25 protein-coding genes are annotated in these 25,043 nt (G+C 64.5%); 8 read left to right on the top strand and 17 right to left on the bottom strand.

Annotated elements, in window-relative coordinates; translation table 11 throughout:
- Positions 1-25 precede the first annotated feature (25 nt).
- Positions 26-520, bottom strand: a complete 495-nt coding sequence (locus ACFQXB_RS00385) for an FxsA family protein (protein ID WP_377397411.1) — start codon at positions 518-520, stop codon at positions 26-28.
- Positions 521-628: 108 nt separating this feature from the next.
- Between ACFQXB_RS00385 and ACFQXB_RS00380 the strand changes: the two genes are divergently transcribed.
- Together ACFQXB_RS00380 and ACFQXB_RS00375 are read left to right on the top strand one after the other, a co-directional pair.
- Entirely contained in the window at positions 629-1,288 is a 660-nt protein-coding gene (locus tag ACFQXB_RS00380; protein WP_377397408.1) for a Tim44/TimA family putative adaptor protein, read from the top strand.
- 48 nt (positions 1,289-1,336) lie between these two features.
- Complete coding sequence (locus ACFQXB_RS00375) at positions 1,337-1,924, top strand: Smr/MutS family protein (protein WP_377397405.1); 588 nt, start codon at positions 1,337-1,339, stop codon at positions 1,922-1,924.
- 45 nt (positions 1,925-1,969) lie between these two features.
- Here the strand turns inward: ACFQXB_RS00375 and hslU are convergent, their stop codons facing one another.
- The 7 genes from hslU to ACFQXB_RS00340 form a co-directional block, all read right to left on the bottom strand.
- Positions 1,970-3,271 (bottom strand): ATP-dependent protease ATPase subunit HslU, encoded by a 1,302-nt coding sequence (gene hslU, locus ACFQXB_RS00370; protein ID WP_377397402.1) that lies wholly within the window; start codon positions 3,269-3,271, stop codon positions 1,970-1,972.
- On the bottom strand, positions 3,268-3,825 hold the full coding sequence (gene hslV / locus ACFQXB_RS00365) for an ATP-dependent protease subunit HslV (RefSeq protein WP_377397400.1): 558 nt from the start codon (positions 3,823-3,825) through the stop codon (positions 3,268-3,270). The genes hslU and hslV overlap by 4 nt, the downstream gene beginning before the upstream one ends.
- A gap of 63 nt (positions 3,826-3,888) precedes the next feature.
- Positions 3,889-6,162, bottom strand: coding sequence for a hypothetical protein (locus tag ACFQXB_RS00360; protein ID WP_377397397.1), 2,274 nt, complete (start codon positions 6,160-6,162; stop codon positions 3,889-3,891).
- The gene (gene motA / locus ACFQXB_RS00355; protein WP_377397394.1) at positions 6,159-7,028 is read right to left on the bottom strand and encodes a flagellar motor stator protein MotA; all 870 of its coding nucleotides are present in this window, start codon (positions 7,026-7,028) and stop codon (positions 6,159-6,161) included. Before motA ends, ACFQXB_RS00360 begins: the two co-directional genes overlap by 4 nt.
- A 73-nt stretch (positions 7,029-7,101) precedes the next feature.
- Positions 7,102-7,671, bottom strand: a complete 570-nt coding sequence (locus ACFQXB_RS00350; protein WP_377397391.1) for a MotE family protein — start codon at positions 7,669-7,671, stop codon at positions 7,102-7,104.
- Positions 7,668-8,033, bottom strand: coding sequence for a hypothetical protein (locus ACFQXB_RS00345; protein WP_377397388.1), 366 nt, complete (start codon positions 8,031-8,033; stop codon positions 7,668-7,670). Before ACFQXB_RS00345 ends, ACFQXB_RS00350 begins: the two co-directional genes overlap by 4 nt.
- Before the next feature lie 8 nt (positions 8,034-8,041).
- Complete coding sequence (locus tag ACFQXB_RS00340; protein WP_377397385.1) at positions 8,042-8,512, bottom strand: flagellar basal body-associated FliL family protein; 471 nt, start codon at positions 8,510-8,512, stop codon at positions 8,042-8,044.
- 121 nt (positions 8,513-8,633) lie between these two features.
- Here ACFQXB_RS00340 and fliF point away from each other — a divergent pair, with 121 nt between their 5' ends.
- Genes fliF through fliP form a run of 4 tightly spaced genes read left to right on the top strand, consistent with a single transcriptional unit; the run spans position 8,634 to position 11,808 of the window.
- Positions 8,634-10,226, top strand: coding sequence for a flagellar basal-body MS-ring/collar protein FliF (gene fliF, locus ACFQXB_RS00335; RefSeq protein ID WP_377397382.1), 1,593 nt, complete (start codon positions 8,634-8,636; stop codon positions 10,224-10,226).
- Positions 10,226-10,819 carry a flagellar biosynthesis protein gene (locus ACFQXB_RS00330; protein ID WP_377397379.1) on the top strand — a complete coding sequence of 198 codons (594 nt, stop codon included), beginning with the start codon at positions 10,226-10,228 and terminating at the stop codon, positions 10,817-10,819. Before fliF ends, ACFQXB_RS00330 begins: the two co-directional genes overlap by 1 nt.
- The gene (locus ACFQXB_RS00325; protein WP_377397376.1) at positions 10,812-11,087 is read left to right on the top strand and encodes a FliM/FliN family flagellar motor switch protein; all 276 of its coding nucleotides are present in this window, start codon (positions 10,812-10,814) and stop codon (positions 11,085-11,087) included. Before ACFQXB_RS00330 ends, ACFQXB_RS00325 begins: the two co-directional genes overlap by 8 nt.
- Complete coding sequence (fliP, locus tag ACFQXB_RS00320; protein ID WP_377397373.1) at positions 11,077-11,808, top strand: flagellar type III secretion system pore protein FliP; 732 nt, start codon at positions 11,077-11,079, stop codon at positions 11,806-11,808. Before ACFQXB_RS00325 ends, fliP begins: the two co-directional genes overlap by 11 nt.
- Before the next feature lie 34 nt (positions 11,809-11,842).
- Here fliP and gyrB read toward each other — a convergent pair whose 3' ends face one another.
- From gyrB to mutM, 8 genes are all read right to left on the bottom strand, one after another.
- Positions 11,843-14,260, bottom strand: a complete 2,418-nt coding sequence (gene gyrB / locus ACFQXB_RS00315) for a DNA topoisomerase (ATP-hydrolyzing) subunit B (RefSeq protein WP_377397370.1) — start codon at positions 14,258-14,260, stop codon at positions 11,843-11,845.
- A 78-nt stretch (positions 14,261-14,338) separates the two neighbouring features.
- Positions 14,339-14,959, bottom strand: a complete 621-nt coding sequence (locus tag ACFQXB_RS00310; RefSeq protein ID WP_377397367.1) for a LysE family translocator — start codon at positions 14,957-14,959, stop codon at positions 14,339-14,341.
- A 37-nt stretch (positions 14,960-14,996) separates the two neighbouring features.
- Positions 14,997-16,112, bottom strand: a complete 1,116-nt coding sequence (recF, locus tag ACFQXB_RS00305) for a DNA replication/repair protein RecF (protein ID WP_377397364.1) — start codon at positions 16,110-16,112, stop codon at positions 14,997-14,999.
- 23 nt (positions 16,113-16,135) lie between these two features.
- Positions 16,136-17,254 carry a DNA polymerase III subunit beta gene (gene dnaN, locus ACFQXB_RS00300; RefSeq protein WP_377397361.1) on the bottom strand — a complete coding sequence of 373 codons (1,119 nt, stop codon included), beginning with the start codon at positions 17,252-17,254 and terminating at the stop codon, positions 16,136-16,138.
- A 144-nt stretch (positions 17,255-17,398) separates the two neighbouring features.
- Positions 17,399-18,757 carry a chromosomal replication initiator protein DnaA gene (gene dnaA / locus ACFQXB_RS00295; RefSeq protein ID WP_377397358.1) on the bottom strand — a complete coding sequence of 453 codons (1,359 nt, stop codon included), beginning with the start codon at positions 18,755-18,757 and terminating at the stop codon, positions 17,399-17,401.
- A gap of 555 nt (positions 18,758-19,312) precedes the next feature.
- The gene (gene rpsT, locus ACFQXB_RS00290; protein WP_377397355.1) at positions 19,313-19,582 is read right to left on the bottom strand and encodes a 30S ribosomal protein S20; all 270 of its coding nucleotides are present in this window, start codon (positions 19,580-19,582) and stop codon (positions 19,313-19,315) included.
- A gap of 94 nt (positions 19,583-19,676) precedes the next feature.
- Positions 19,677-20,453 (bottom strand): enoyl-CoA hydratase, encoded by a 777-nt coding sequence (locus ACFQXB_RS00285; protein WP_377397352.1) that lies wholly within the window; start codon positions 20,451-20,453, stop codon positions 19,677-19,679.
- A gap of 60 nt (positions 20,454-20,513) precedes the next feature.
- Positions 20,514-21,365 (bottom strand): bifunctional DNA-formamidopyrimidine glycosylase/DNA-(apurinic or apyrimidinic site) lyase, encoded by an 852-nt coding sequence (gene mutM / locus ACFQXB_RS00280; RefSeq protein ID WP_377397349.1) that lies wholly within the window; start codon positions 21,363-21,365, stop codon positions 20,514-20,516.
- A gap of 95 nt (positions 21,366-21,460) precedes the next feature.
- Between mutM and ubiE the strand changes: the two genes are divergently transcribed.
- Both ubiE and ubiB read left to right on the top strand, forming a co-directional pair.
- Positions 21,461-22,225, top strand: coding sequence for a bifunctional demethylmenaquinone methyltransferase/2-methoxy-6-polyprenyl-1,4-benzoquinol methylase UbiE (gene ubiE / locus ACFQXB_RS00275; protein WP_377397346.1), 765 nt, complete (start codon positions 21,461-21,463; stop codon positions 22,223-22,225).
- On the top strand, positions 22,225-23,754 hold the full coding sequence (gene ubiB, locus ACFQXB_RS00270) for a 2-polyprenylphenol 6-hydroxylase (RefSeq protein ID WP_377397343.1): 1,530 nt from the start codon (positions 22,225-22,227) through the stop codon (positions 23,752-23,754). The genes ubiE and ubiB overlap by 1 nt, the downstream gene beginning before the upstream one ends.
- A 622-nt stretch (positions 23,755-24,376) precedes the next feature.
- Here ubiB and ACFQXB_RS00265 read toward each other — a convergent pair.
- On the bottom strand, positions 24,377-25,033 hold the full coding sequence (locus tag ACFQXB_RS00265; protein ID WP_377397340.1) for a flagellar hook capping FlgD N-terminal domain-containing protein: 657 nt from the start codon (positions 25,031-25,033) through the stop codon (positions 24,377-24,379).
- Positions 25,034-25,043 lie beyond the last annotated feature (10 nt).

Here is a 25,043-nt window from a genome sequence, read left to right as displayed (position 1 = left end):
TGTCTAGCAGGTCATCCCCGGCTTCTCAATGCCGCGTCCAGCCCGAGGGGCGGTGCGTGGGCCGTTTTGGCGATGGGCCGCTTTCCTCGCCCTGGGCTTCCTCGTAGTCGCCCTCGATGATGTCAGAGGGTCGCGCGGGATAGCGCCGCGTCCCCCCCATTTCGAACCGGGTCACCTGTACATGCCGCGCCGCCTGACGCATCAGCGCCACGCGGAACGGCGGCACCAGAAGCAGAAGCCCCACCGCATCGGTCAGAAAGCCAGGCGTCAGCAGCAGTGCCCCCGCCAGCAGCAGCAAGGCCCCATGAGCGAGCGGCGCGGAAGGATCGCGCAGTTCGGCCAATGCGCCGCGCAGATCCATCAGCGTCTGTCGCCCCTGCTGGCGCACCAGGGCCGTCCCGATCAGCGCGGTCAGCACCACGATCGCAAGCGTCGGCCACAAGGTGAGCCAGCCGCCGATCTGGATGAACAGCGCGATCTCGATCAATGGAACCGCGATGAAAAGAGCAAGTAGCCACATGTCACATGTCCTTATCCGGGTCGCGCGGTGGACTTGGGCGCTTCCCTGCCTTACATAAGGTCGGACCGCCGATGAAACCAACCCCCTCTGCCCACCCAAGAGGCACCGATGAGTTCTGCCGTGATCCAACTTCTTGTTCTGGCCGGGATTGCCATTTTCCTGATCCTCCGCCTCAAAAGCGTTCTGGGTACGCGCGAGGGATTCGAAAAACCCCCCGTACCGATGGGCGAGGCGCCGGCGGCGAACCGGCCCCAGTTCGACGTGATCGAGGGCGGGGTGGATGCCGATATCGCCGATCACGCCCCGGAAGGCAGCCCGGCTGCCAAGGCGCTGGCCTCGATGAAGATGGCAGAGCCGGCTTTCAACGTGGGCGAGTTCCTGCACGGGGCGCGGGGCGCCTACGAAATGATTCTGATGGCCTTCGAGAATGGCGAGCTGGACAGCATCCTGCCGTTCCTGTCGCGCGACGTCTACGATACCCTGGCCGAGGTGGTAGAACTGCGCGAGCGTGAGGGCCTGACCGTTCAGGCCAGCTTCATCGGCCTGCGGGAACTGTCGCTTGTCAATGCCTCCTTCGACGCGGCCACGCGGGATGCCGAGATCACCGTTCGTTTCGTGGGCGAACTGACCTCGGTGGTGCGCAACCGCGAAGGCGAGATCGTCGAAGGCAGCCCGTCGGAAATCAAGCGTCAGAAGGATGTCTGGACCTTTGCCCGCCAGATGGGTTCCGACAACCCGAACTGGCAGCTTGTCGCGACAGGGGAATGAGCGCGCGTTCACACGCCCGACCCCGGCGGCGCACCTCGGGCTAGGGCCATGGCCCGCCGTACGCCGCGCGGGCTTCGGCCCGATGAACAGGATCTCTGGCATCAGGTTGCGGCCTCGGCCGTGCCGCTGCGCAAGATCGTTCAGCGTCCGGTCGAAACCGCGGCGGCCCCGCCCGTTCAGGGGCCCCGCCCGCCACTGCCCGAATTCAGCATTGGCCAGAAGACGCGCGACACGCATCCAGCGCATGATCTTGCCCCGCCGGCCAGCGAAGATCTGGCGCGAAGCCCGCTGCGGATGGACCGCAAATCATTCGAGCGCATGTCGCGCGGCAAGCTGGTCCCCGAGGCCCGCATCGATCTTCACGGAATGACGGTTGCCCAGGCGCATCCGGCGCTGACTCGGTTCATCCTTGCGTCGCATGCGGCGGAAAGGCGATTGGTGCTTGTCATCACCGGCAAGGGGCGGCCCGGACAGGATGATGGCCCGATCCCGCAACACCCCGGCGTCCTGAAACGCCAGGTGCCGCAATGGCTTGCTGCGCCGCCGCTGGGGCCAGTGGTGCTGCAGTTGGCCCAGGCCCATTTGCGCCATGGTGGCGCGGGTGCCTACTATGTTTATCTGCGCCGTCCGAGATAGGCCGCTGATGGGCGAGGGGCGGGAAAGCCGCCCTCGCCGGTCGGATCAGAGCACGTAGCGGCTGAGATCAGCCGAACGTGCCAGTGATCCGAGGTTCTGCTCGACAAAGGCGGCATCCACCGTCACCTCATCGCCGCCGCGATCGGGCGCCGCGAAGGACAGTTCCTCGAAAACCCGTTCCATTACGGTGTAGAGCCGGCGAGCGCCGATGTTTTCCACCGCCTGGTTCACCTCGGCAGCAATCCGAGCCAGCGACTGTATGCCATCGTCGGTAAAGCTGACGCGGACATTTTCGGTTGCCATGAGCGCGGCATACTGCCGCGTCAGGGCATTCTCGGTCTCGCGAAGGATGCGGACGAAATCCTCTTCGGTCAGGGCGCGCAGTTCGACCCGGATCGGTAGCCGCCCCTGCAGTTCCGGCAGCAGATCCGACGGTTTCGCAATATGAAAAGCGCCCGAGGCGATGAACAGGATGTGGTCGGTCTTGACCGGGCCATATTTGGTGGAAACCGTCGTGCCCTCGATCAGCGGCAACAGATCGCGCTGCACACCTTCCCGGCTTACATCCCCCCCGCGCGCATCCGAGCGGGTGCAGACCTTGTCGATTTCATCGATGAAGACAATGCCGTTTTCCTGGACGGCTTCGAGCGCTGCGCGGTTGACGGCCTCGTCGTCCAGAAGCTTGTCCGCCTCTTCGCCGATCAGCAGTTCATAGCTTTCGGACACGGTCATCTTGCGGCGGACCTTGCGGCCTCCGAACGCCTTACCGAACAGATCTCCCAGGTTCATCATGCCGGCGCCCGGCTGGCCGGGGATCTCCATCATGGGCAGCGGGCTTGAATTGTCGGTGACCTCAAGCTCGATCACCGTGTCATCCAGTTCGCCGCGTTTGAGCTTGTTGCGGAACATGTCCTTGGTCTGTTCGCGCGCGTCGCGGCCGGCGATGGCCTCGATCACCCGATTTTCCGCGGCGTCATGCGCGCGTGCGCGCACGTCCTCGCGCATCGTCTCGCGGGTCATTGCCACGGCGGCATCGACCAGATCACGGATGATCTGTTCCACGTCGCGGCCGACATATCCGACTTCGGTGAACTTCGTCGCCTCGACCTTGATGAAGGGCGCGCGGGCAAGCCGGGCAAGCCGGCGCGAGATCTCGGTCTTGCCGACGCCGGTGGGCCCGATCATCAGAATGTTCTTGGGATAAACCTCGTCGCGCAGGTCATCGGGAAGTTGCTTGCGCCGCCAGCGGTTGCGCAACGCGACTGCCACCGCCCGCTTCGCGTCCTTCTGCCCGATGATGAAGCGGTCCAGCTCCGAGACGATCTCGCGCGGGGTGAGACTGCTCATGCGCTGATCCTTTCAACAGTGAGGTTGCCGTTCGTATAGACGCAGATTTCCTGCGCAATGCCCATGGCACGGCGCGCAACCGCCTCGGCATCAAGCGGGCCGTCCATAAGCGCGCGGGCGGCAGCAAGGGCATACATCCCGCCCGAGCCGATCGCTGCCACATCCTGTTCCGGTTCCAGAACGTCGCCCGCCCCGGTGATGACCAGAAGTTCGCGCCCATCGCTGACGATCAGCATCGCCTCGAGCTTCTGCAGATACTTGTCGGTGCGCCAGTCCTTGGCAAGTTCAACGGCGGCACGGGCCAATTGTCCCGGCGTGGCCTCAAGCTTGGCCTCCAGCCGCTCCAGAAGCGTGAAGGCATCCGCGGTCGAACCGGCAAAGCCGGCCACCACATCGCGACCACCCGGCGACAGGCGTCGCACCTTGCGTGCCGTGCCCTTGATGACCGTCTGGCCCAGGCTCACCTGGCCGTCGCCCGCAATCACCACCTCTCCGTTCTTTCGCACGCCAATGATCGTGGTGCCGTGCCAGCCTGGAAATGTGTCTTCCGCCATGAGTGCCTCCGTTTCGGGGTATATGGCGGTTGTGGCCCGGGGCTGCAACCCGGGCCCCAGGGCTCAGGGTCGGCGCGGGAGTTCGAAGGCTGCAAGCAGGGCTTCGAGGGACTCTCGGTTGGCGCGGCTGTCCTCAAGAAGGCTGCGGCTTGCGGCGAGCGTCACCTCAAGCTCGGCTGCGGCCGCTGTGTCCCCTGGCAGGGTTTCTGACGTGTCGGCATCGCTTTGCTGGGGCAGGACCGTCGGCGCGATGGCCGCCAGAGTGTCGCGGCGCACCGGATCGAGTTCTGCCGCGCCTGCGATATCGCCCGCCCTCCAAAGCGCCTCGGCCTGCAGTGCCCCGTCCTCCGCCTCGGCGAAGGCCAGGGCGGCCGCTGCATGCTGGCCAAGCGCCTCAAGGGCCAGTCCCCGCACACGCGACGCCGGCGCCCCCTCAAGCCCGGCAAGATGCCGAAGCGCCTGCTGGGGGTCGCGACGGGTCAGAGCGGCTTCGGCCAGAAGTACCCGATCCGCCGCTTCCGGCGGCAATGCAACAAGAAGCGGCAACTGCCCTAGTTCCGGAAAGCCGAGATCGATCAGCCTGCGCGCAACCGCGCGCCGAAGGGCTGCTGGGCGCGGGGTCTCGAGAAGGTCGCGATGCGCGTAGAGAAGCTCGACAAACATAGCATCGGGGGCAAGGCCCGTCAGATACTCAAGCAGCGGATCTGCGGCATCCGGATCCTGCCCGTGCCGGACGAAGGCGGCAAAGGCGTCCGGGATCGCGCCGGACGCGGCAAGCGCCAGCACCTCGGCCCGCGCAAGACGGCGGCCAAGCTCTGTACCGCGGTGTTCGAAGGCAAGGGCCGCAGCGGTGGCGACAAGATCGGGATCGACGGGTTGCCCCTGCCGCAGCCGCGTCTCGACAAGCCAGGCATGGGCCTCTGCCCCCTCCGCTCCGCCTGCCTGGGCTGCCCGTCGAAGCTCTTTCTCGGCGGCGCTGTCTTTGCCACGTGCAATGTTCATCCGCGCGTTCAGCAGCGAAAGCCCGCTTTCATCGTCCGGGATGGCGCGCTCGATCGCCTTGCGGACCAGTTCTGCGGCCTCTGTCTCACCCAGCGCAAGCAGGCGCTCGGCAAGGCGGTCGCCAAGATGACGCCGCAGATGCAGAGGAAGTGCAGAAAAACCCTGAACGACCGCCTCGGTGTTGACTGTGTCCCGCTCGGGGGGAGAGGCGGCTGCGAGCAGCGCCCAGAGGGCCGCAGCCCCGTCGCATCCCGTCATCCCGGCCAGGGAGCTCTGGGAGCGCGGTTGCTGAGAATCGAGGATGTACCCCATGGTGGCGAGGATCTCGCCGTTGGGAACGACCACGTTGAACGCGGTAAGGCTGCGCCGTGCCTCGGCCCCGAACCCGAAATGAAGATAGGTTCGCGCCATGGCTTCGATGGCTGCGACAGAAGGGGTATCGAATTCGCCCACCACGGCAGCGCGTGCCCGTGCTATCTGATCGGCCGCCGGGCGCCCGTCCCCCTGATCGGAAAGATCGAAGACGCTGTCGGGGGCGCAGATTGAAGGAGAGATATCGGCAAGCCGGGCCGCAGGGCCGGCAAGCTCGCGATCGAGCGCGCTTTGTGCGCGCAGGCTGAGGTGACCTGCGAGGGCGGGGGCAGGTTCGGGCGGCGGGGGCGCGCTGGGTGACGGCTCGGCGCCCGGGGTGCCCGGAAGATCCGCGACACTTGCCTCAAGAAGACCCTGCGAGGCGGCGCGGGCAAGCTGTTCCACGAGATGTGCCTGTGCCTGGGCAAAGCGACCGGTATCGTCCGGGTCCGGTTCGGGCGATGGCGCTTCGGCGCGGACGGGCGGCCCCTCGGAGACCAGACGACCGCGCCAATACAGGCTGAAATCGGTTGCGATGGCTTCCGGGGCATTGGGGGCGATGATTGCCGGAACCGCCGGGGGTACGTCCGACAGGGCCATCTCGAAGCGCGAGGCGGCGGGCGCGCGCCCCTCGCGGATGTCGATGACGATAAGCCCGGGCCGGTCCTCGAAGACGTTGGCATAACATGTGCAGTCCAGGGCGATGCGAAGGCCGTTCGTCGTCGGGTTCACCGCCACGTCCGCGATGCGGCGCCGCGCGATCCGGCTGAAGACGCTGGTGGTATCAAAGCTGATCCCGCCGCGTGCAAAGCGAAGCTCATAGCCGCCTTCGACGCGGCCGAATTCCCAGCCCGAGGGGCTTTCCAGCACCATGGCGAGGCGTGTGAAGCGGCCGTGTTCGCCGGACAGGACCCGCACCTCTTCCGCAACGGCCGGGGCTGCAAGGAGTGCAAGTGCGCTGGTGAAGGTAAGGATCCGTTTCATGCTGCCTCCTGCTTGACGGTTTTCAGCGCATCCTCAAGCTCGCCAAAGCTTGGCCGGACGTGATGCGGGGTATTCTGACGTCCGACCTCGATGCAGATGTTGGTGGCGTGGTTGTGAAGGTTGGCAACCAGCACCTCGCGGATCAGCTGGTAGAAATGGGCGTCTTCCTCGATCACCGCCTTCAGGCGGTTGGCAAAGGGCCCGACCATCCCGTAGGCAAGGAAAACCCCCAGAAAGGTGCCGACCAACGCACCACCGATCATCTTGCCCAGGATCTCGGGCGGCTGGTCGATGGAACCCATCGTCTTGATCACCCCCAGAACGGCCGCAACGATACCCAGCGCGGGAAGTGCATCGGCGACAGTCTGCAGCGCGTGGCTTGAATGCATTGCATGCTGCATGTTCGTTTCCATGCGCTTCTGCAGAACCTCTTCCACCTGATGCGGATCGTCATAATTCATCGAGGCCGAGCGGAGCGTGTCACAGATCAGTTCCACCGCCTCGTGATCGGCAAGGATGCGGGGATAGCGGTTGAAGATCTCGGAGGTCGCGGGTGCTTCGATATGTTCTTCAAGCGCTACCGCGTTCTGGCGGGCCAGGCGGATCAGCTCGAACAGAAGGCACAGCAGGTCACGATAATCTCCTGGCTGCCACACGGGTCCCTTGAACACCTTGCGCAGATCGCGGAGCGTCGCCTTGATCGCGGCCTTGTCATTCGCGATGAGAAACGCACCGACCGCCGCGCCGCCGATGATCATCAGCTCGAACGGCAGCGATTTGAGGATGATCCCCATGTGTCCACCCGCGGCAAGATAGCCGCCGAACACCATGACGAAGATCATTGCTATCCCGAAAATACCGATCATGTCGCTGCCTCCGGCTGGAATCGTGCCTGCCCGAAGCTTTCGGCAGGATCATTAACAAAGCGTTCCATTGCGGCTACTCCGTCGGAACAAGGGCGTTGCGCCCGGCGAGGATCACGCTGATGGCATAGGCGCTGCGCGGCTCGAGCCCGGCAAGCACACCTGCTGCCGCTTCGGGTCGCATCCGTGCAAGGAAGCCTGCGGCAAACTCGGGCTCCATCTCCTCGAACAGGATTGCGGCATCCTTCGGCTTCATGCTTTCGTAAACTGCTGTCAGCCGCGCGATATCCGTTTCTGCCGCCTGATCAGCCAGGGCGAGGGTTGCGGAAAGGGCGCGTTCGGCGTCAACCAGTGCCTGCATCTGCAGGCTGATGCGGCTTTCGGCGACGCTCAGCGCCTGCATCCGGTCGGCGAGTGCTGCCTCCATTTCGGCAACCCGGGCTTCACGCGCTTGAAGGGCCGCGAGAAGGGGCGCGGGGTCGGGGGCCGCCGCGGCAGTCGCCGGCGGTCTTTCCGTCTCGTCGCGCGCGACGGCCTCGGCGACGCCGACGCCGAGCCGGATTGCGCCGGAAGCAGCCAGAACCGCCACGACGATCCACAGAGTCCCGCGGCGCGCACGGCCTCGGGGTTTCGGTGCGGCCTTCATTCCGCCACCTCATAACGGCTGCGGGTGGAATTGCGTCGCACAGAGCGGCGGGACATGGTTCGGGGAATTTCTTCAAGGTCGGGCAGGTCATGCATTGCGGCGAGCAGAAGCTCGAGCCGGTTCGTTGCGGCCGCGGCACGCGCCATCTGTTCATCAAGCGCGCCGGCCGAGGCCTTCGTGGCCGCCTCGGCGCGCTTGAGGGCGCGTGTCAGTTCGTCCACTTGGGCCGACAGCACGGCGATTGCACCGCCCATGCCACCCTCGAGCCGCGTGAAGCGCTTGAGCCGGCGCGACAGGACCAGGCAGTAGACCGCGGCGGCAATGGCGCCCGCGGCAAGAAGAATATCGGAAATGATCTGCATCTTGAGCCTCAGTTCAGGACGAATTCGGTAACGAGAAGGTCCTTGACCCGGCCTTCTCCGGTGACGATCTGGATGCGGCGCAGCATCTGGGCGCGCAGTCGGATCAGGGCGCCCGGCTCCTCCAGTTCACGCATCTCGAGCGCGTGAAGATAGCCGTTCATCGCATCCTGGATCCGGGGCATGAGGGCCACGATCTCCTTCTGATGCGCGCCATCGACCTCGAGCTGGGCAGCGAAGCGGAGGTGGGTGCTGCGCGACTGCGGACCCAGCGAGATGATGAGCGGATCAAGGGGCACGAAGCTTGGTGCCGCTTCGCCGCCCGGCTTGCTGCTGCTGCTGACGAAGGCGGGAATCAGCCCGCTGTAGACGGTGTAGAATCCCGCACCGCCCAGAAGCAGTGCCGCGCAAATGCCAAGGACAAGAGGCAGCTTGCTTCGCTTGCCCACGGTCTTTTCCGTCAGTTCTTCCGACTCGGACATGAGGTTCCCCGTTCTAGGTTGCTCATCGTCTATAGGCCTGAGGACACTAACCAATTGTTAAGTCCGATCGGCAAAAGTGGCCCGGCGCGGGGCAGAAGGCCCCCATGAAAGGAGAATCGCCGTGCCGCAGTTACTTTCGGTCTGGTCCGCCCTCAGCCCGCAGCGCAAGGCTGTCGTCGTCCTCGCAACTGTTGCCATGTTTGCCGCCGTTCTCGCGGTTGCCCGCCTTGCGACCGCGCCGACGATGGGGCTGCTTTACGGCGGGCTTGAAAGCGGGCCGGCGGGCGAAGTCGTGCGTGCGCTCGATCAGCGGGGCATCACCTACGAAGTCAGAGGTGATTCGATCTGGGTGGAAAGCCCCCGGAGGGACGAGATCCGGATGTCGCTTGCCGCCGACGGGCTGCCCAGCAACAATGCCGCAGGATACGAACTTCTTGACGGCCTGTCGGGTTTCGGCACCACATCGCAGATGTTCGACGCCGCCTATTGGCGCGCGAAAGAAGGTGAACTGGCACGGACCATTACCGCCAGTCCGCAGATCCGCGCCGCCCGCGTCCATATTGCACCGGCCGGAACCCAGCCTTTCCGGCGCGAAATCCGGCCCTCTGCATCGGTTACGGTGACGACGCTTGGCGGACAGCTCGCCCCCGGTCAGGCGAAGGCGCTGAAGTTTCTGGTCGCATCGGCGGTGGCGGGGCTTCAGCCCGAGGATGTTTCGGTGATCGACAGCGTTGGCGGTATCGTCGTCGCCGGAGATGACCCCACTGCGGTTGCCCGCACCGGCGACGATCGCGCGCTGGAGTTGAAGCGCAACGTGGAGCGGCTCCTTGAGGCTCGGGTCGGTGCCGGCAAGGCAGTGGTCGAGGTCAGCGTCGAAACCCTTATGGAAAGCGAGCAGATCGTCGAGCGACGCTTTGACCCGGAAAGCCGCGTGGCCATCAGTGCAGAAACCGAGGAACGCAGCACCAGCTCAAACGATCAGGGCCGGGCGCAGGTGACGGTTGCCAGCAACCTCCCGGATGGCGAGGCCGCGAATGGGGGCGGAAGCTCGCAAAGCCAGACAGCCGAAACGCGGGAGCGGGTCAATTATGAAGTCTCTGAGCTTCAGCGTGAGGTCATCCGCGCGCCCGGTTCGATTCGCCGCATTTCGGTGGCGGTGCTTCTGGATGAACCGAAGGTTCCGGGCGCGGATGGAATCCCGGTGCTGGCGCCGAGATCCGAAGCCGAGCTCGAGGCTTTGAAGGAACTTGTGGCTTCGGCGATCGGCTTTGATGACGCACGTGGGGACGTGATCACGATCAAGGCGTTCGAGTTCGAGCCGGTGCAGCCCCTCGGCGCGCTGGTCGAAGCGAACATACTGGGTGGACTCGATCTCATGTCGCTCATCCAGCTGGCAGTTCTGGCGTTGGTGGCCCTAGTGTTGGGACTGTTTGTGGTGCGGCCGCTGCTCAGCGCCCAAGCCACGCCTGCCGCGCTGCCTGCACCACCGGCCGAGCCCGAGGCCGCAGCGACGGCCCTGCCCGAACTGCCGCCGCTTTCGGGAGAGATAGATCTTGGCGATCTGCCGATGTTCCCCATCATGACAGGCGACCCGGGCGAGAGCTTTGAAAGCGACGATCCCGTATCTCGTCTTCGCAGGCTGATCGAGGAACGCCAGCAGGAATCGGTCGAGATCCTGCGCGGATGGATGGAAGACCGGGAGGAGCGCGCATGATGGCCCGCAGGATTCAACTGCGTGAATTCGACGCGCCCGAAGCCGCGCCCGAGCCGCCACGTTTCTCGGAGCAAGAACTCGAGACGGCACGTTTGACTGCCTATGACGAAGGATACCAGCGCGGGCTGGACGATGCGATGCGCGCTGCCGAACAGGATCAGCTGCGCCTGCGCGAAGATATTGCGCAGGCCCTTCAGGAAATGTCGTTCACCTATCACGAGGCGCGCGGTCATGTGCTGCGCGCATTGCAACCGCTCTTCTCCGAAATGCTGGCCAAGCTTCTGCCAGAGGCTGCACGCGCGGCGCTTCCGGGGATCATCTCCGAAGTGCTGATGCCTGCGGCCGCTGCGGCGGCCGGGATCCCGGTGCAGATCGCGGTCGCGCAGGACGATCTGGCGGCCGTGACCGCTGCGATCGAGGATCCCGGCTTCCCGGTTCACTTCTTCGCTGATCCGGCGCTTCTGCCGGGCCAGGCAGCCCTTCGCCTTGGCGATACGGAAACGGCAATCGACCTTGACGATGCCGTGGAACACATCCGTGCCGCCGTCACCGGTTTCTACGCTTTGCAATCAGAGGCACGTATCCATGGATGAGAATCTCGCATCGCCCGCCAATCCGTTCACGCAGGTTCCGATCGAGATCACGATCTCGGTCGGGCGCGCCCGCCCGCTCGTCCGGGATCTGCTGCGCTTGCGCAGGGACTCGGTCCTGCCGCTTGACCGCAAGGTGGATGACCCTGTCGAGCTTTATGTCGGTGACAAGCTGATCGCGCGGGGCGAACTGCAGGAGCTTGACGGCGATCAGGCGGGGCAGCTTGCCGTGCGCCTGACCGAAGTGGCGGATCTGCAAGATGGGCTTTAGGCTCGGTTGGCTGATCCTGCTGGCGCTGGCGGTGATGCCCTCGGCGGGAACGGCCCAGGAGATTTCGATTTCCTTTGGGGATGAGGGTTCGCTTGCCGCCCGCTCGGTGCAGCTGCTTGCACTTCTGACGATCCTGAGCCTTGTGCCCGGCATCGCCATCATGGTGACCTGCTTTCCGTTCATCGTGACGGTGCTGTCCATCCTGCGCCAGGCGATCGGGCTTCAGCAGTCGCCGCCCAACATGCTGATTGTCAGCCTTGCGCTGTTCCTGACCTATTTCGTCATGGAGCCGGTTTTTTCCGAGGCGTATCGAACCGGCATCGCGCCATTGTTGGAAGGCGAGCTTGCCGTCGAGCCCGCCCTCGCCCAGGCGCTTGATCCGTTCCGGCGCTTCATGACCGCCCGGGTCACCGCCGAAACCTTCGAGCATCTCCGCTCTCTCCGACCTGATGCCGCAGATCAGGCCTTGGTGCCCGATGCGCCCCTGTCTCTGCTGATTCCCTCGTTCCTGTTGAGCGAGGTTGCGCGCGCCTTCGAGATCGGCTTTCTCGTGTTCCTGCCGTTCCTGATCATCGATCTCGTCGTCGCAGCGATCCTGATGTCGATGGGCATGATGATGGTGCCCCCAGCAATCGTGTCGCTGCCGTTCAAGCTGGCCTTCTTCGTCGTTGCTGACGGCTGGAGCCTTATTTCGGCGGCGCTGGTGCGAAGTTACTTCTGACATGTCGCCCGCGCCACCAAGGCGCGGGCCCGGCTCAGAAGTCGAGGTTTTCGACGCTCAGCGCGTTCTGCTGGATGAACTCGCGCCGCGGCTCCACCACATCACCCATGAGCTTGGTGAAGATGTCGTCAGCCTCGGCCAGATCCTCGATCCGGACCTGGAGCAGCGTGCGCGCCTCGGGGTCGAGCGTGGTTTCCCACAGTTGATCCGGGTTCATTTCGCCAAGGCCCTTGTACCGCTGCAGGCTGAGTCCCTTTTCGCCCTCGGTCAGGATCGCATCCAGCAACTCGACCGGTCCGTGGATCAGCTGATCACGGTCCTTGCGCATCAGCCGCGCCGGCTGTCGATAGACATCCTGAAGGGCCTTGGTGTGGCTGGCAAGCCGCCGGGCCTCGCCCGAACGGAGAACCTGCCCGTCAAGCGTCCGCACCTCCTCGACCCCGCGCAGGAGCCGCGAAAAGCGCAGGCCATGATCCTGGGTCGGCCGCCCCTGCCAGCCGCGTTCGTATTCCACCGCCACCAGATCAAGTCGCGCTGCGACCTCATCGGCCACGCCTTGCGGATCCTGATCGACGCGTCCCTGCAGAAGTGCGCCGGCAATGGCCGCCTGTTCCAGAATCCGCTGCGGATAGTGCGTCGGAAAGGATTGCAGGCTGCGCCGCACGGCGCGGGCCTCTTCCACCACGCGGGCCAGATCCTGGCCGATGATCTCCTCGCCGGTGCCAAGCCGCAGGCGGGCCCCTTCGACCCCCTGCTGGATCAGGTAGTTCTCCAGCGCCGCCTGATCCTTGAGGTAGACCTCGGACTTGCCGCGCGACACCTTGTACAGGGGCGGTTCGGCGATATAGAGGTGCCCCGCCTCGATCAGTTGCGGCATCTGGCGGAAGAAGAACGTCAGCAGCAGGGTCCGGATATGGGCACCGTCGACGTCTGCGTCCGTCATGATGACGATCTTGTGGTAACGCAGCTTGTCGAGGTTGAATTCGTCGCGCCCGATCCCGGTGCCAAGCGCGGTGATGAGGGTTCCGATTTCCTGGCTGCTCAGCATCCGGTCAAAGCGGGCCCGTTCCACGTTCAGAATCTTGCCCCGCAGCGGCAGAACGGCCTGGTTCGCCCGGGAACGCCCCTGCTTGGCCGAACCACCGGCCGAGTCGCCCTCGACCAGGAACAGTTCCGAACGTGCAGGATCCTTCTCCTGACAGTCCGCCAGCTTGCCCGGCAGGCTGGCCACATCCATTGCCGTCTTGCGGCGCGTCAGTTCGCGTGCCTTGCGCGCCGCCTCGCGCGCCAGCGCCGCCTCGATGATCTTGCCGACGATCTGCTTGGCATGGGCGGGATTCTCCTCGAACCACTCGCTCAGCTTTTCGTTCAGAAGGTTCTCGACCGCCGGTCGCACCTCGGAACTGACCAGCTTGTCCTTGGTCTGGCTGGAGAATTTCGGATCGGGCACCTTGACGGAAAGAACGCAGGTCAGCCCCTCGCGGGCATCATCGCCCGTGAAGCTCACCTTCTCTTTCTTGGCGATGCCGGAGGATTGCGCATAGATGTTCATCGTCCGGGTCAGCGCGCCACGAAAGCCCGCCAGGTGCGTGCCGCCGTCGCGCTGGGGAATGTTGTTGGTGAAGGGCAGCACCGTTTCGTGGTAGCTGTCGTTCCACCACATCGCCACCTCGATACCGATCCCGTCGCGTTCGCCGGTGATGAAGATCGGCTCGGGGATCAATGCGGTTTTCGAACGGTCGAGGTAGCGCACGAATTCGCGCACGCCACCATCGTAGAACAGTTCCGACCGGAGCGGTTCGGCCGGACGTTCGTCCTCAAGGATGATCCGCACGCCCGAGTTCAGGAAGGCGAGCTCGCGCAGGCGGTTCTCCAGCGTCTTGAAGCTGTAGTCGAGGTTCGAGAACGTGCTGGTCGAGGCCAGGAACCGCACCTCGGTGCCCTTCTTGCCATGGGCCTCGCCCACCACCTCCAGGTGCCTGACTGTTTCGCCGCGTTCGAAGCGGGCATAGTGTTCCTTGCCATTGCGCCAGATGCGCAGGTCAAGCCAGTCGGAAAGCGCGTTCACCACAGAAACGCCCACGCCATGCAGGCCGCCCGACACCTTGTAGCTGTTCTGATCGAACTTGCCGCCGGCATGCAGCTGGGTCATGATGACTTCGGCTGCCGAAACACCCTCTTCCTTGTGGATGTCGACGGGGATGCCGCGGCCGTTATCGGTCACCGAAATGCTGGAATCGGCGTGGATCTTGACGCTCACATGGTCGGCATGGCCTGCAAGGGCCTCGTCGATGCCGTTGTCGACCACCTCATAGACCATGTGATGCAGGCCCGAACCGTCGTCGGTATCACCGATATACATTCCCGGCCGTTTACGGACAGCGTCCAGTCCCTTGAGAACCTTGATGGATTCTGCGCCGTATTCTTCCGGAATCTGTGCTGCTTCGGCCATGCGGATCTTCCTTTGAAACTTGCGCGACTTATAGTGGTTCGGCCCGGCATTGTCACGCCTTGGACACCATATTTGGGGTCAGGTGAGGGCAATTACCACGCCGACAAGAACAAGAAGCCCGCCGGCGATCCGGTTGGTACGCCGCAAGGCCGCCGGAGAGGACAGAAGCCGCCGGGCACGATCGATGAAGAGCGCCAAAGCCAGATTTCCGGCCAGCGGGATCACCATCGACATGGCGACGATTGCCGCGATGTCGGCGCCGGTTATCCGCGTCAGATCAAAGAAACCCGGAAGCACACCCATGTAGAACAGGATCGCCTTGGGGTTGCCAAGGATCACAGCCACACCTGCCGCAAAACCCGCCCAACGACCGGGCCTGGTCAGGCGGCTGTCGGACGAGAGGCCGCGCCCGGCGTTGCGGATCAGCAATAATCCCATGATCAGGAATGTGCCCGCCGCAATCCAGCGCATCAGCGCCATGAAGCCCTCGAAGGCAGAGAGGATCCAGCTCAGTCCGAAGATCGCCGCCAAGGGCCAGAGCGCGTCGCCCAGAACCACCCCGACGGCGAGCGGCCAGGCCGAGGCAAAACCGCCTGACAGCGCGCGCGCCGTCAGCGCCACCCAGACCGGCCCAGGCGTGAAGAACAGGATGACAAGTGCGCCGCCATAGAACAGCAGATCCCAGGGCGTGATGGTCATCGGGGCCTCTGCCGCAACGCGCGCCTTCGATGCAGGTTCAACGACTGCTCCTTTCCAGAATGGCCGATCCCCCGCTTTCCTCCAGAACCTCCAGAACCTGTGCCGAACTGCCCAGCTCGGCAAAAAGCTCGGGTCCGGTCCCGGTCATGAAAGCCTGGGCACCAAGCGCAAGAACCTCGGCATAAAGCGCCGCACGCCGATCGGCGTCAAGATGCGCCGCGACCTCATCCAGAAGCAGGATCGGAGGACCGTCCAGATCGGCAATCAGCGCCCGGGCATTCGCCAGGATAAGCGAGATCAGCAGTGCCTTCTGCTCCCCTGTCGAACATTGCGCCGCCGGCATCGACTTGGCGGCAAAGATCGCCGTCAGATCGGCGCGATGTGGCCCCAGCAATGTCCGACCGGCGGCCATGTCACGGCGGCGCCCGGCCGCGAAGGCTTCGGCAAGCCCGGCCTCGGACTCGGGCAGCTCTGTGCTGTCAGAGGTGGTGAGCGCCAGATCCGCCTGAGGAAATGCGGAATCGGCATTGTCCTGCGCTGCCATCAGCCGGGCAAGCGCCAGCCGCCGGTTCGCCATGATCTGCGCCCCTGCCTGCGCCATCTGGCTTTCCAGCCCGTTGAACCAGACCTGATCGTTGATCTGATCGCGCAGCAGCCGGTTCCTGTCGCGCATCGCCTTTTCGTAGGTCAGGGATGCCTCGGCGTGATCGGGAACGAAGCTGAGCGTGATCCGGTCCAGAAAGCGCCGGCGGCCCTCGGCGGGTTCGATCCAGAGCCTGTCCATCGCCGGAACAAGCCAAAGCACCCGAAGACAGGCGGCCAGCGACACCTGCGTGGCCGCCTTCCCGTCGATGCGGACCTGTCGCGAACTGCCCGGCTCGGCCCAGGTCTCGATCTCATGCGTGCGGGAGGGGGTCCGGATTTCCGCGCGGATCTTCCACCCCAGGCGCTCGGGGCGGCGTGCGAGTTCGTCACTGCCTGCCCGCCGCAGCCCCCGGCCGGGCGACAGAAGCGAGACGGCCTCCAGCAGGTTGGTCTTTCCTGACCCGTTGGCGCCATATATGGCGATTGGCCTGCCATCGAAGGCAAGCCGGGCAAGGCGATGTGACCGGAAATGGGACAGGACAAGCGCCCTGACGCAGAGCGAGGTCATGCCTGCGGGCGCTCCGGCCCGGATCAGACGCGCATCGGCATGACCACATAGACTGCCGAGGCATCGTTGCCTTCGCGCATCAGGGTCGGATCGCCGGACGAGTTGAACAGGAAGACGGCGTTTTCACGATCAACCTGGCTGGCGATCTCCAGCAGATACTTGGCGTTAAAGCCGATCTCCAGCCGTTCGTCACCATAGGCAACCGCAAGTTCCTCTTCGGCGGCGCCGCTGTCGGGGGCGTTGACCGAGAGGATGAGCCGGTCTTCGTCAAGCGACAGCTTGACCGCGCGGGACCGTTCCGAGGACACGGTGGCCACGCGATCGACCGCTTGCGCGAATTCCGTCGCATCAACTTCAAGCCTGCGGCTGTTTCCGGTCGGGATCACGCGAGTGTAATCCGGGAAGGTGCCGTCGATCACCTTCGAGGTCAGGGTAATGGCGGGCGTCGCAAAACGCACCTTGGTCTCCGAGACGGAGACGGCAATCTCGGTTTCGTCGTTGTCCAGAAGCTTGCGCAGCTCGCCCACGGTCTTGCGCGGCACGATCACGCCCGGCATGCCTTCGGCCCCTGCGGGCAGGGGCGCATCGATCCGCGCCAGGCGATGTCCGTCGGTCGCCACGCAGCGCAGCGCCGGCCCCGTCTCGCCCTCCGCGACATGCATGTAGACGCCGTTGAGGTAATAGCGGGTCTCTTCGGTCGAGATCGCGAATTTCGACTTGTCGAACAGCCGCCGCAAGGCCGCCGCAGGCGCGGTGAAGCTGGTGGTGTATTCCGACGAGGCCATGACCGGAAAATCCTCGCGCGGCAGCGTTGCAAGCGCGAAGTTGGAACGTCCGGCCTGCACCGTCAGCCGCCCCGAGGCGCCATCATCGGTCAGCATGACCAGGGCGCCGTCAGGCAGCTTGCGCACGATCTCGTGCAGCATCACCGCCGACACGGTGGTTGCACCGGCCCGTTCAACCTGCGCGGGGGCCTTGTCGACCACCTCGATATCCAGATCGGTGGCGCGGAAGCTGACGGTGTCGCCCTCGGCCTCGATCAGGACATTGGCCAGGATGGGGATGTTGTTGCGGCGTTCGACGACCGACTGGGCCTGTCCGACAGCCTTGAGCAGCGTGCCGCGTTCGATGCTGATCTTCATCCTGTTCCCCATTCTTTCAAGGCCACCCCCGGGGCAGGCAAACTGAGCCAAAACCCGCGGCGCCTCAAGTCTTTTCTTGGCTCGAACTCTCGGCTGCTTTGAAAGGGGCGTCAAGGGCCGTGGCCCTTGATGCGATACTGCCGGTCAGGCTTCGAGCAGGCGGCGCAGCAGCTGCAGATCTTCGGCGATCTGCTGGTCGCTGCCGATCAGTTCCTCGACCTTCTTGACGCCGTGCATGATCGTGGTGTGATCCCGCCCGCCAAAGCGGCGCCCGATTTCGGGCAGGCTGCGCGAGGTCAGCTGCTTGGCCAGATACATCGCGATCTGGCGGGGCCGCGCAATCGTGCGCAGGCGCTTGGGGCCGATCAGGTCCGACAGGCGGATGTTGTAATGCTCGGCCACCCGGCGCTGGATTTCTTCAACCGTGACCTTGCGATCCGAGGCGCGCAGGATGTCGGCCAGGCAATCCTGGGCCAGATCCAGCGTGATCTCGCGTCCGACAAGCGAGGCGAAGGCAAAGAGGCGGGTCAGCGCCCCCTCCAGCACGCGCACATTGGTGGTGATGCGATGGGCGAGGAATTCAAGCACCCCGGGCGCCAGCTGAAGGCCCGGATATTGCCCGCGATAGGCTTCGGCCTTCTGCTGGAGGATGCCCAGCCGCAGTTCGTAATCGGTCGGATGCAGATCGACGACCAGCCCGCACTGCAGGCGCGACTTGATCCGCTCTTCCAGGTCCTTGATCTCGCCCGGGGCGCGATCGGCTGAAATGACGATCTGCTTGTTCTGATCCACCAGCGCGTTGAAGGTGTGGAAGAACTCTTCCTGGGTGCTGTCCTTGCCGGCGATGAACTGCACATCATCCACCATCAGCACGTCGACCGAACGGAACAGCTCCTTGAAGTTCATGATCTGCTTGTCGCGCAGGGCCTGAACGAAGCGATACATGAACTGTTCGGCGGACAGGTAGAGCACCCGCATCTCGGGGCTGCGCATGTGCAGCTCATGCGCAATGGCGTGCATGAGGTGGGTCTTGCCCAGCCCGACGCCGCCATAAAGAAACAGCGGGTTGAAGGTGGCCGGACCGCCCTCTGCCACGCGGCGCGCAGCGGCATGGGCCAGTTCGTTCGGCTTGCCGACCACGAAGCTGTCGAAGGTAAAGCGCGTGTCAAGCGGCGCGCCGGGCAGCTCGCCCTCGTCGGCACGCGGCACGACCGGGGCCGCCGGGCGCGGTGATGCGGCGACGGCAGGTGCCGGACGCGCGGCGCTTGCCACGGTGAATTCCACACGGTCCACCGGTGCCCCGGCCACTGTCAGCTGATACCGGATCTGGTCGGCAAAGTTGCGCGCCACCCAGTCGCCGATGAAATTGGTCGGCGCCTCAAAGCGGGCCACGCCTTCCGACAGCCCCGAGAAGGCCAGCGGTTCGATCCACGTCACAAAGTTGTTCTGACCCACTGATCTGAGTAGTTCCGCACGTGCCTGCCCCCAAGTCTCTTGTTGCATTGCCCAACCGCCATTTGCCTCGTTTCGCCTCCGCCACGGCACACACACATACCCGCGACAGAGGCCTGTCCCGATCCCGTTCTCCCTGGACAACAGATTTCGGTCCGGCGGAAACCGCGCCGGTTGACCCGAAGGCTCTTGCCGGACAGGACACGGCAGCCGGATGAACCTGTCACCCGAGCATCCTGCACCCCGGCAGAGGTGTCTGCTGGACATTTCGGTCTGCGGCGGGACCAGCAGCTGGCCCGGGCCACATGGGTTCCTGCCAGCAAAGCCCCACTTTGCTGCCCGGTTCCTTTCCGTCCGCCGCGGTATTCCGCGGGCGGGTCGGATGACGTCATGTCCCCCCAAGGCGATGTGAATCGCATCGACACGCTAGCTTGAGGTCGCGCCGGGCTGCAACAGAACTCTTGGCTTGACTCCGCCTTTGACGAACCGAATCCGGAACACCGTGGGGAAAAGGGCACGGCGCATAAAAAAGGCAATAAAGACGGGTAAAAAAGCAAAAAGGCGCGCCAACTGGCACGCCTTCAGCAATGGATGGTCAAGGCAGGATCAGGCCGCGGCGAGCGCCTTGACCCGCGAAGACAGCCGCGACATCTTGCGCGCGACCGTGTTCTTGTGCAGCACACCCTTGGTCACACCGCGCGCCAACTCCGGCTGAGCAAGACGCAGAGCTTCCGCAGCTGCCTCCTGGTTGCCGGTGGAGATCGCTTCTTCGACTTTGCGCAGGAAGGTGCGGATCCGCGAACGGCGCGCCTTGTTGACGGCATAGCGCCGCTCATTCTGGCGTGCGCGCTTCTTGGATTGGGGCGTATTGGCCATGTTATCGAGTTCCGGTTCCGGTTCGGGTAAATCTGAAGTCGGGTCTCTACGCCTGACTCGGGCCCGAGTCAACCGTTAGCTGAGGTTTTTTGAGCTAGCGGTCGCGGAACTGCGCTTCACGCTTTTCGAGGAAAGCGCTCATGCCCTCTTTCTGGTCCTCGGTCGCAAACAGTGCGTGAAACAGGCGCCGCTCGAACAGAAGGCCCTCGCGCAGCGGCGTCTCATAGCTTCGGTTGACGGCTTCCTTGACGGCCATCACGGTCAGCGCGGACTTCTCGGCAATCTTCTGGGCGGCGGCCATCGCCTCTTCCAGAAGTTTTTTCGCCGGCACCACCCGGCTGACCAGGCCGGAGCGCTCGGCCTCGGCCGCGTCCATGAAGCGGCCGGTCAGGTGCATGTCCATGCTTTTCGACTTGCCCACGAACCGGGTCAGGCGCTGCGTGCCGCCAATGCCGGCAACGACGCCCAGGTTGATCTCGGGCTGGCCGAACCTGGCCGTGTCTGATGCAATGATGAAATCGCACATCATCGCCAGTTCGCAACCACCCCCGAGGGCATAGCCCGAAACAGCGGCGATGATCGGCTTGCGCACGCGCAACATCGCTTCGACATCCGGCCCGAACAGGTCGCCCGTGAAGGCATCGACGAACGATTTGCCCGACATTTCCTTGATGTCGGCGCCGGCGGCAAAGGCCTTTTCCGAACCGGTCAGGACAATGCAGCGCACGCGGTCATTGCTGTCGGCGGCCTTGAGCGCAGTGGCCAGTTCCGACAGAAGCCGCGAGTTCAGCGCGTTCAATGCCTCGGGCCGGTTCAGCCGGATCAGCGCGACGTGGTCGGCGACTTCGACGATCAGCGTCTCATAGGCCATGGATCACCTTCTTTTGGCTCTGTGGGGGGATTCAATAGCACTGCCCCCTTGGGGATCAAGTCATGTTTGGCAGATCGGACAGTGAAACGAGGATCGCCCCGCCTGCACGATCCGCGCGATGGTGCCCCCGCAGCCGGGCGTGGGACAGGCCTCGCCCTCGCGGCCATAGACCCGGAAGCTGTGCTGGAAATAGCCAAGCTCGCCCCCCGTCTGGCGATAATCGCGCAAGGAGGATCCGCCGGCGCGGATCGCCTCGTTCAGAACCTCGCGGATCAGGGGCACGAGGGTTGCAACCTGCGCGGCCGTCAGGCTGCCCGCGCTGCGCTCGGGCGCGATGCCGGCCCGGTGCAGAACCTCGCAGACATAGATGTTGCCAAGCCCCGCCACGATTCTCTGATCCAGAAGCGCCGCCTTGACCGGCACCCGCCGGTTGGCAAGGCGGGCCTGCAGGTAGGTTTCGTTGAAATCGTTGCCCAAGGGTTCCGGCCCAAGCACGGCCAGCAGCGGATGCGCTTCCGTCCGGTCTGTCGCGGCAAGGTCCATCGCCCCGAACCGGCGCGCGTCATTGAAGGTGACGCGAATGCCGCTTTCCATGTCCAGAACCACATGGTCATGTTTTTCCGGCGCCGGGTGGGCATGATGGAAATGACCGATCTGATCGCCGGAAATGAGCATCCGTCCTGACATTCCAAGGTGGATCAGCAGCGTTTCAGAGGTGTCCAGATCGGCAAGAATGTACTTGGAGCGCCGCCGCAGCGTGAGGACGCGCGCGCCCGTCAGCCGCTGTTCCATACGCTCGGGGAAGGGCCAGCGCAGATCGGGGCGGCGGATGTCGGCGCGCAGAATCAGCCGTCCTTCCATGACGGGGGCCAGGCCGCGGCGGACGGTTTCGACCTCGGGTAGTTCGGGCAAGCTTCCCCCGGATGCAAAGGCGAGACACGGCGGCGCATTGTAACACCCCGCCAGCAACCTATAAGAAGGAGGAGTTCAAAGGACGGCAAGGCCTCATGACCGATAACCAGACGCAAGACCCGCCCAAAACCACCCACTTCGGCTTCCGGACGGTGGACGAGGGCGAAAAAGCCGGAATGGTGCACGGGGTCTTTACCCGTGTGGCGTCCAGATACGACATCATGAATGACCTGATGTCGGCCGGTGTGCACCGGCTCTGGAAGGATGCGATGATGGACTGGCTGGCGCCGCGACCCGGGCAGCGGTTGCTGGATGTCGCCGGCGGCACCGGCGATATCGCCTTCCGCTTCCTGCACCGCGCGCCGCAGACGCATGCGACTGTGCTGGACATGACCGAATCCATGCTGGCCGCGGGGCGTCAGCGCGCAGCCGCCGAACAGCTCGCCGACAGGTTGGACTGGGTGGTCGGTGATGCGATGGCCCTGCCCTTCCCCGACAACAGCTTCGACGTCTACACGATTTCCTTCGGGATCCGGAACGTCACCCGCGTTCAGGATGCGCTGAACGAGGCGTACCGCGTGCTGCGCCACGGCGGACGGCTGATGGTGCTGGAGTTCAGCCAGCTGCCGAACCCGGCGCTGCAATGGGCCTATGACCGCTATTCCTTCAATGTCATTCCCGTGATGGGGCAGATCGTGGCGGGCGACCGCGACAGCTATCAATACCTTGTGGAATCGATCCGGAAATTCCCCGATCAGGAGCGCTTTGCCGAGATGATCCGCCACGCCGGATTCGAGCAGGTGAAATACCGCAACCTGAGCATGGGTATTGCGGCCCTTCATTCCGGCTGGAAACTCTGATGCGCGGTCCCCACAACATCTGGCGGCTGATCCGGACCGGCGCGACGCTTGAGCGATCAGGCGCCATGGGCGTGGTGCTCGAGGCGTTCCGCGCGCCACCACGCCTTCGCCTTGTGGCGCGTGTGTTGGGAAAGCCATTCAAGTGGCTGGGGCTGGAAGGTGATCCTGCCCTGCCACCCTTGCCGCGGGCGCTGACGGCGCTGGGTCCGGCCTACATCAAGTTCGGTCAGATCCTGTCCACCCGCCCCGACGTGGTGGGGGACGAGCTTGCGCTGCAGTTGCGGATGCTTCAGGACCGCCTGCCCCCCTTTCCGACCGAAGCCGCGCGCCGGATGATCGAAGAGGAGCTGGAGCTGCCGGTCGAGGCGCTGTTCAGCGCCTTTTCGGAACCGGTCGCCGCAGCCTCGATCGCGCAGGTTCACCGCGCGAAGCTGGCCGAAACGGGCGAGGATGTGGCGGTCAAGGTGCTGCGCCCGGGAATCCTGCGGGCCTTCCGCACGGATATCGACGCCTTCTACCTTGCGGCGTCGCTGATCGAGTTTATCTCGCCTGCATCGCGCCGCCTGCGCCCCACCGAGGTGATCGCCCATTTCGAAAGCGTGGTCATGGGCGAACTTGACCTGCGGCTCGAAGCCTCGGCCGCGGCCGAGTTTGCCGCCAATACCGCGCAGGACGAAGGGTTCCAGGTGCCCCGGCCGCTCTGGTTCCTTTCGGGGCGTCAGGTCATGACGCTGAGCTGGGCCGAAGGGGTTCCCTTGGGCGACAATGCAGCACTGGACGCGGCAGGGCATGATCGTGAACTGCTTGCCGCGCGCGTCCTGCAGCTTTTTCTGCGCCACGCGCTTCGTGATGGTTATTTCCACGCCGACATGCATCAGGGGAACCTGAAGGTTGCGGCCAATGGCGATATCATCGCGCTTGATTTCGGCATCATGGGCCGGATCGACGAATACACCCGCCGCGTCTATGCCGAGATCCTGTTCGGGTTCATCCGCAAGGATTACCGCCGCGTGGCCGAGGTCCATTTCGAGGCCGGCTATGTGCCGCCTGACCGCGATATCGACGAATTTGCCCGCGCCCTTCGCTCCGTCGGAGAGCCGATCTTCGGCATGGATGCCACCCGCATCTCCATGGCGCGGCTTCTGAACTACCTGTTCGAGGTGACGGAACGCTTCGGAATGGAGACACGGACCGAGCTGATCCTGCTGCAGCGCACCATGGTCGTGGTCGAGGGCGTGGCGCGGTCGCTTAATCCCCATATCAACATCTGGCAGGTGTCGCGGCCGGTGGTCGAAGGCTATATCCGGGAAAACGTCGGGCCGCGGGCGGTTCTGCGTGACCTGCGGCGCACCGGTCAGGTTCTGTCGCGATTCGGGCCTCGGCTGCCGCAGCTGGTGGAAAACACGCTCCGGCGTCAGCTGCGTGAACCTGTCCCGCTGGTGCTGGAGCGCAGGCGCACCCCTGTCGGCTGGATGATGGTGGGCGCAGGGCTGACGGCGCTGGGAGTCTGGATCGGCGCAAGCCTCTGACAGCGCCCTGCGGAAGCCCCGCGGGGCGCGTGCGGCTGTGCGTGAACATCGCGCCTGTGCGATGTAATGCAACGGTTTGCTCGGAGTGCATTTGGTGGCTCTGCTCGAACCCTTGGTCCGGTTCGGGCTGCCATGGCATGCGACGGCCCAGCCGGGATCGACCCCTGCCTCGCGGGGCGAACGAAGGCGATTCCCGATCCGAGCCGATCCCGGGCTCGCGGGCGTTGCCGCCGCGCGGGCTGCGTTGATCAAGGCCCGGCAGCAGTGGGAACCGCGCGGATCCGGCAGCGGTCAGCCTGACCGCCGTGGGCCCGGCACGACTGACGCCCAAAAACACGTGTCGGGATAAGGACCAGAAGCACGGATGCGCCTGCCGGGAAAATCCGGTCCAGAGACGTGCCGCGGGTGCCGGAGGATCATGTGTTCCGCCGGCAGCTGCCATCGGCAGGAAAGATGAGAGGCTCACGCCGAGATCCGCGTGTGGAACAAGCGCGTGGATCAACGGCCGGATGGGCCACCGTGCGTGTCGCCTTTCATCCCCCGGCAGGTAACCCGTTCGCCAGCGGTGCCGGCCCGCCGCACTGGGCCGGAACCCTGCCCGAAAGGGCGCCCGTGCCAGAACTCACGATGGCGCGCGAAGCCCAGTGACAGCTTCGACCGGCACGCGCCCGCCGCCGGCCATGACCAGCATCACCTTGCCCCCCTCGCTGCGCGCTTCGGTCACCCGACCATAGGTCGAAACGGCTGTTGCGCCGATGAGCCGCTCTCCTTCATAGTTCAGCACCTCGAAGCTGTAGTGACCCGACGGAAAAGGTGTGCCGCCGTCACTGAAACCTGCCCATTCCATCGTCTGTGTGGTGACCGGAATGCTGCGCTCCTCGACCACGGTTCCCATCTCATTGCGCACAACCAGAATGGACCGATCGGCAATCGCCGGGATCTGCGTTGTCAATTCAATCGGGTCGCCGTTGAAATGGGCAGGCACGGCAGCCCGGACCTCCATCCCCACCCAGCCTGCGATCTGGCTCATGCCCATCAGCCCCATCTGGGACGAAAGCCCCTGCAGTAGCTGATTCGTCTGCACCTGCTGTTCAACGCCCGAGAAGGTCGCAAGCTGAACCGCGAAATCCGACGATTGCATCGGATTGAGCGGATCCTGATTCTGCATCTGCACTGTCAGCATCTTGAGAAACGTCTCGAAGTCCGAACTGATCACGGGCGGCGCCGCGGGCGCGGCTGCAACTGGTGCGGGGGATGCTGTGACGTTGGTAACGTCCATGTCATGTCCT

It is taken from the genome of Halodurantibacterium daqingense, assembly GCF_042666235.1.
Lineage (GTDB): Bacteria > Pseudomonadota > Alphaproteobacteria > Rhodobacterales > Rhodobacteraceae > Halodurantibacterium > Halodurantibacterium daqingensis.
Note: the sequence above shows the minus strand (reverse complement) of the source record. Positions and strands in the feature narration are given on the sequence as shown.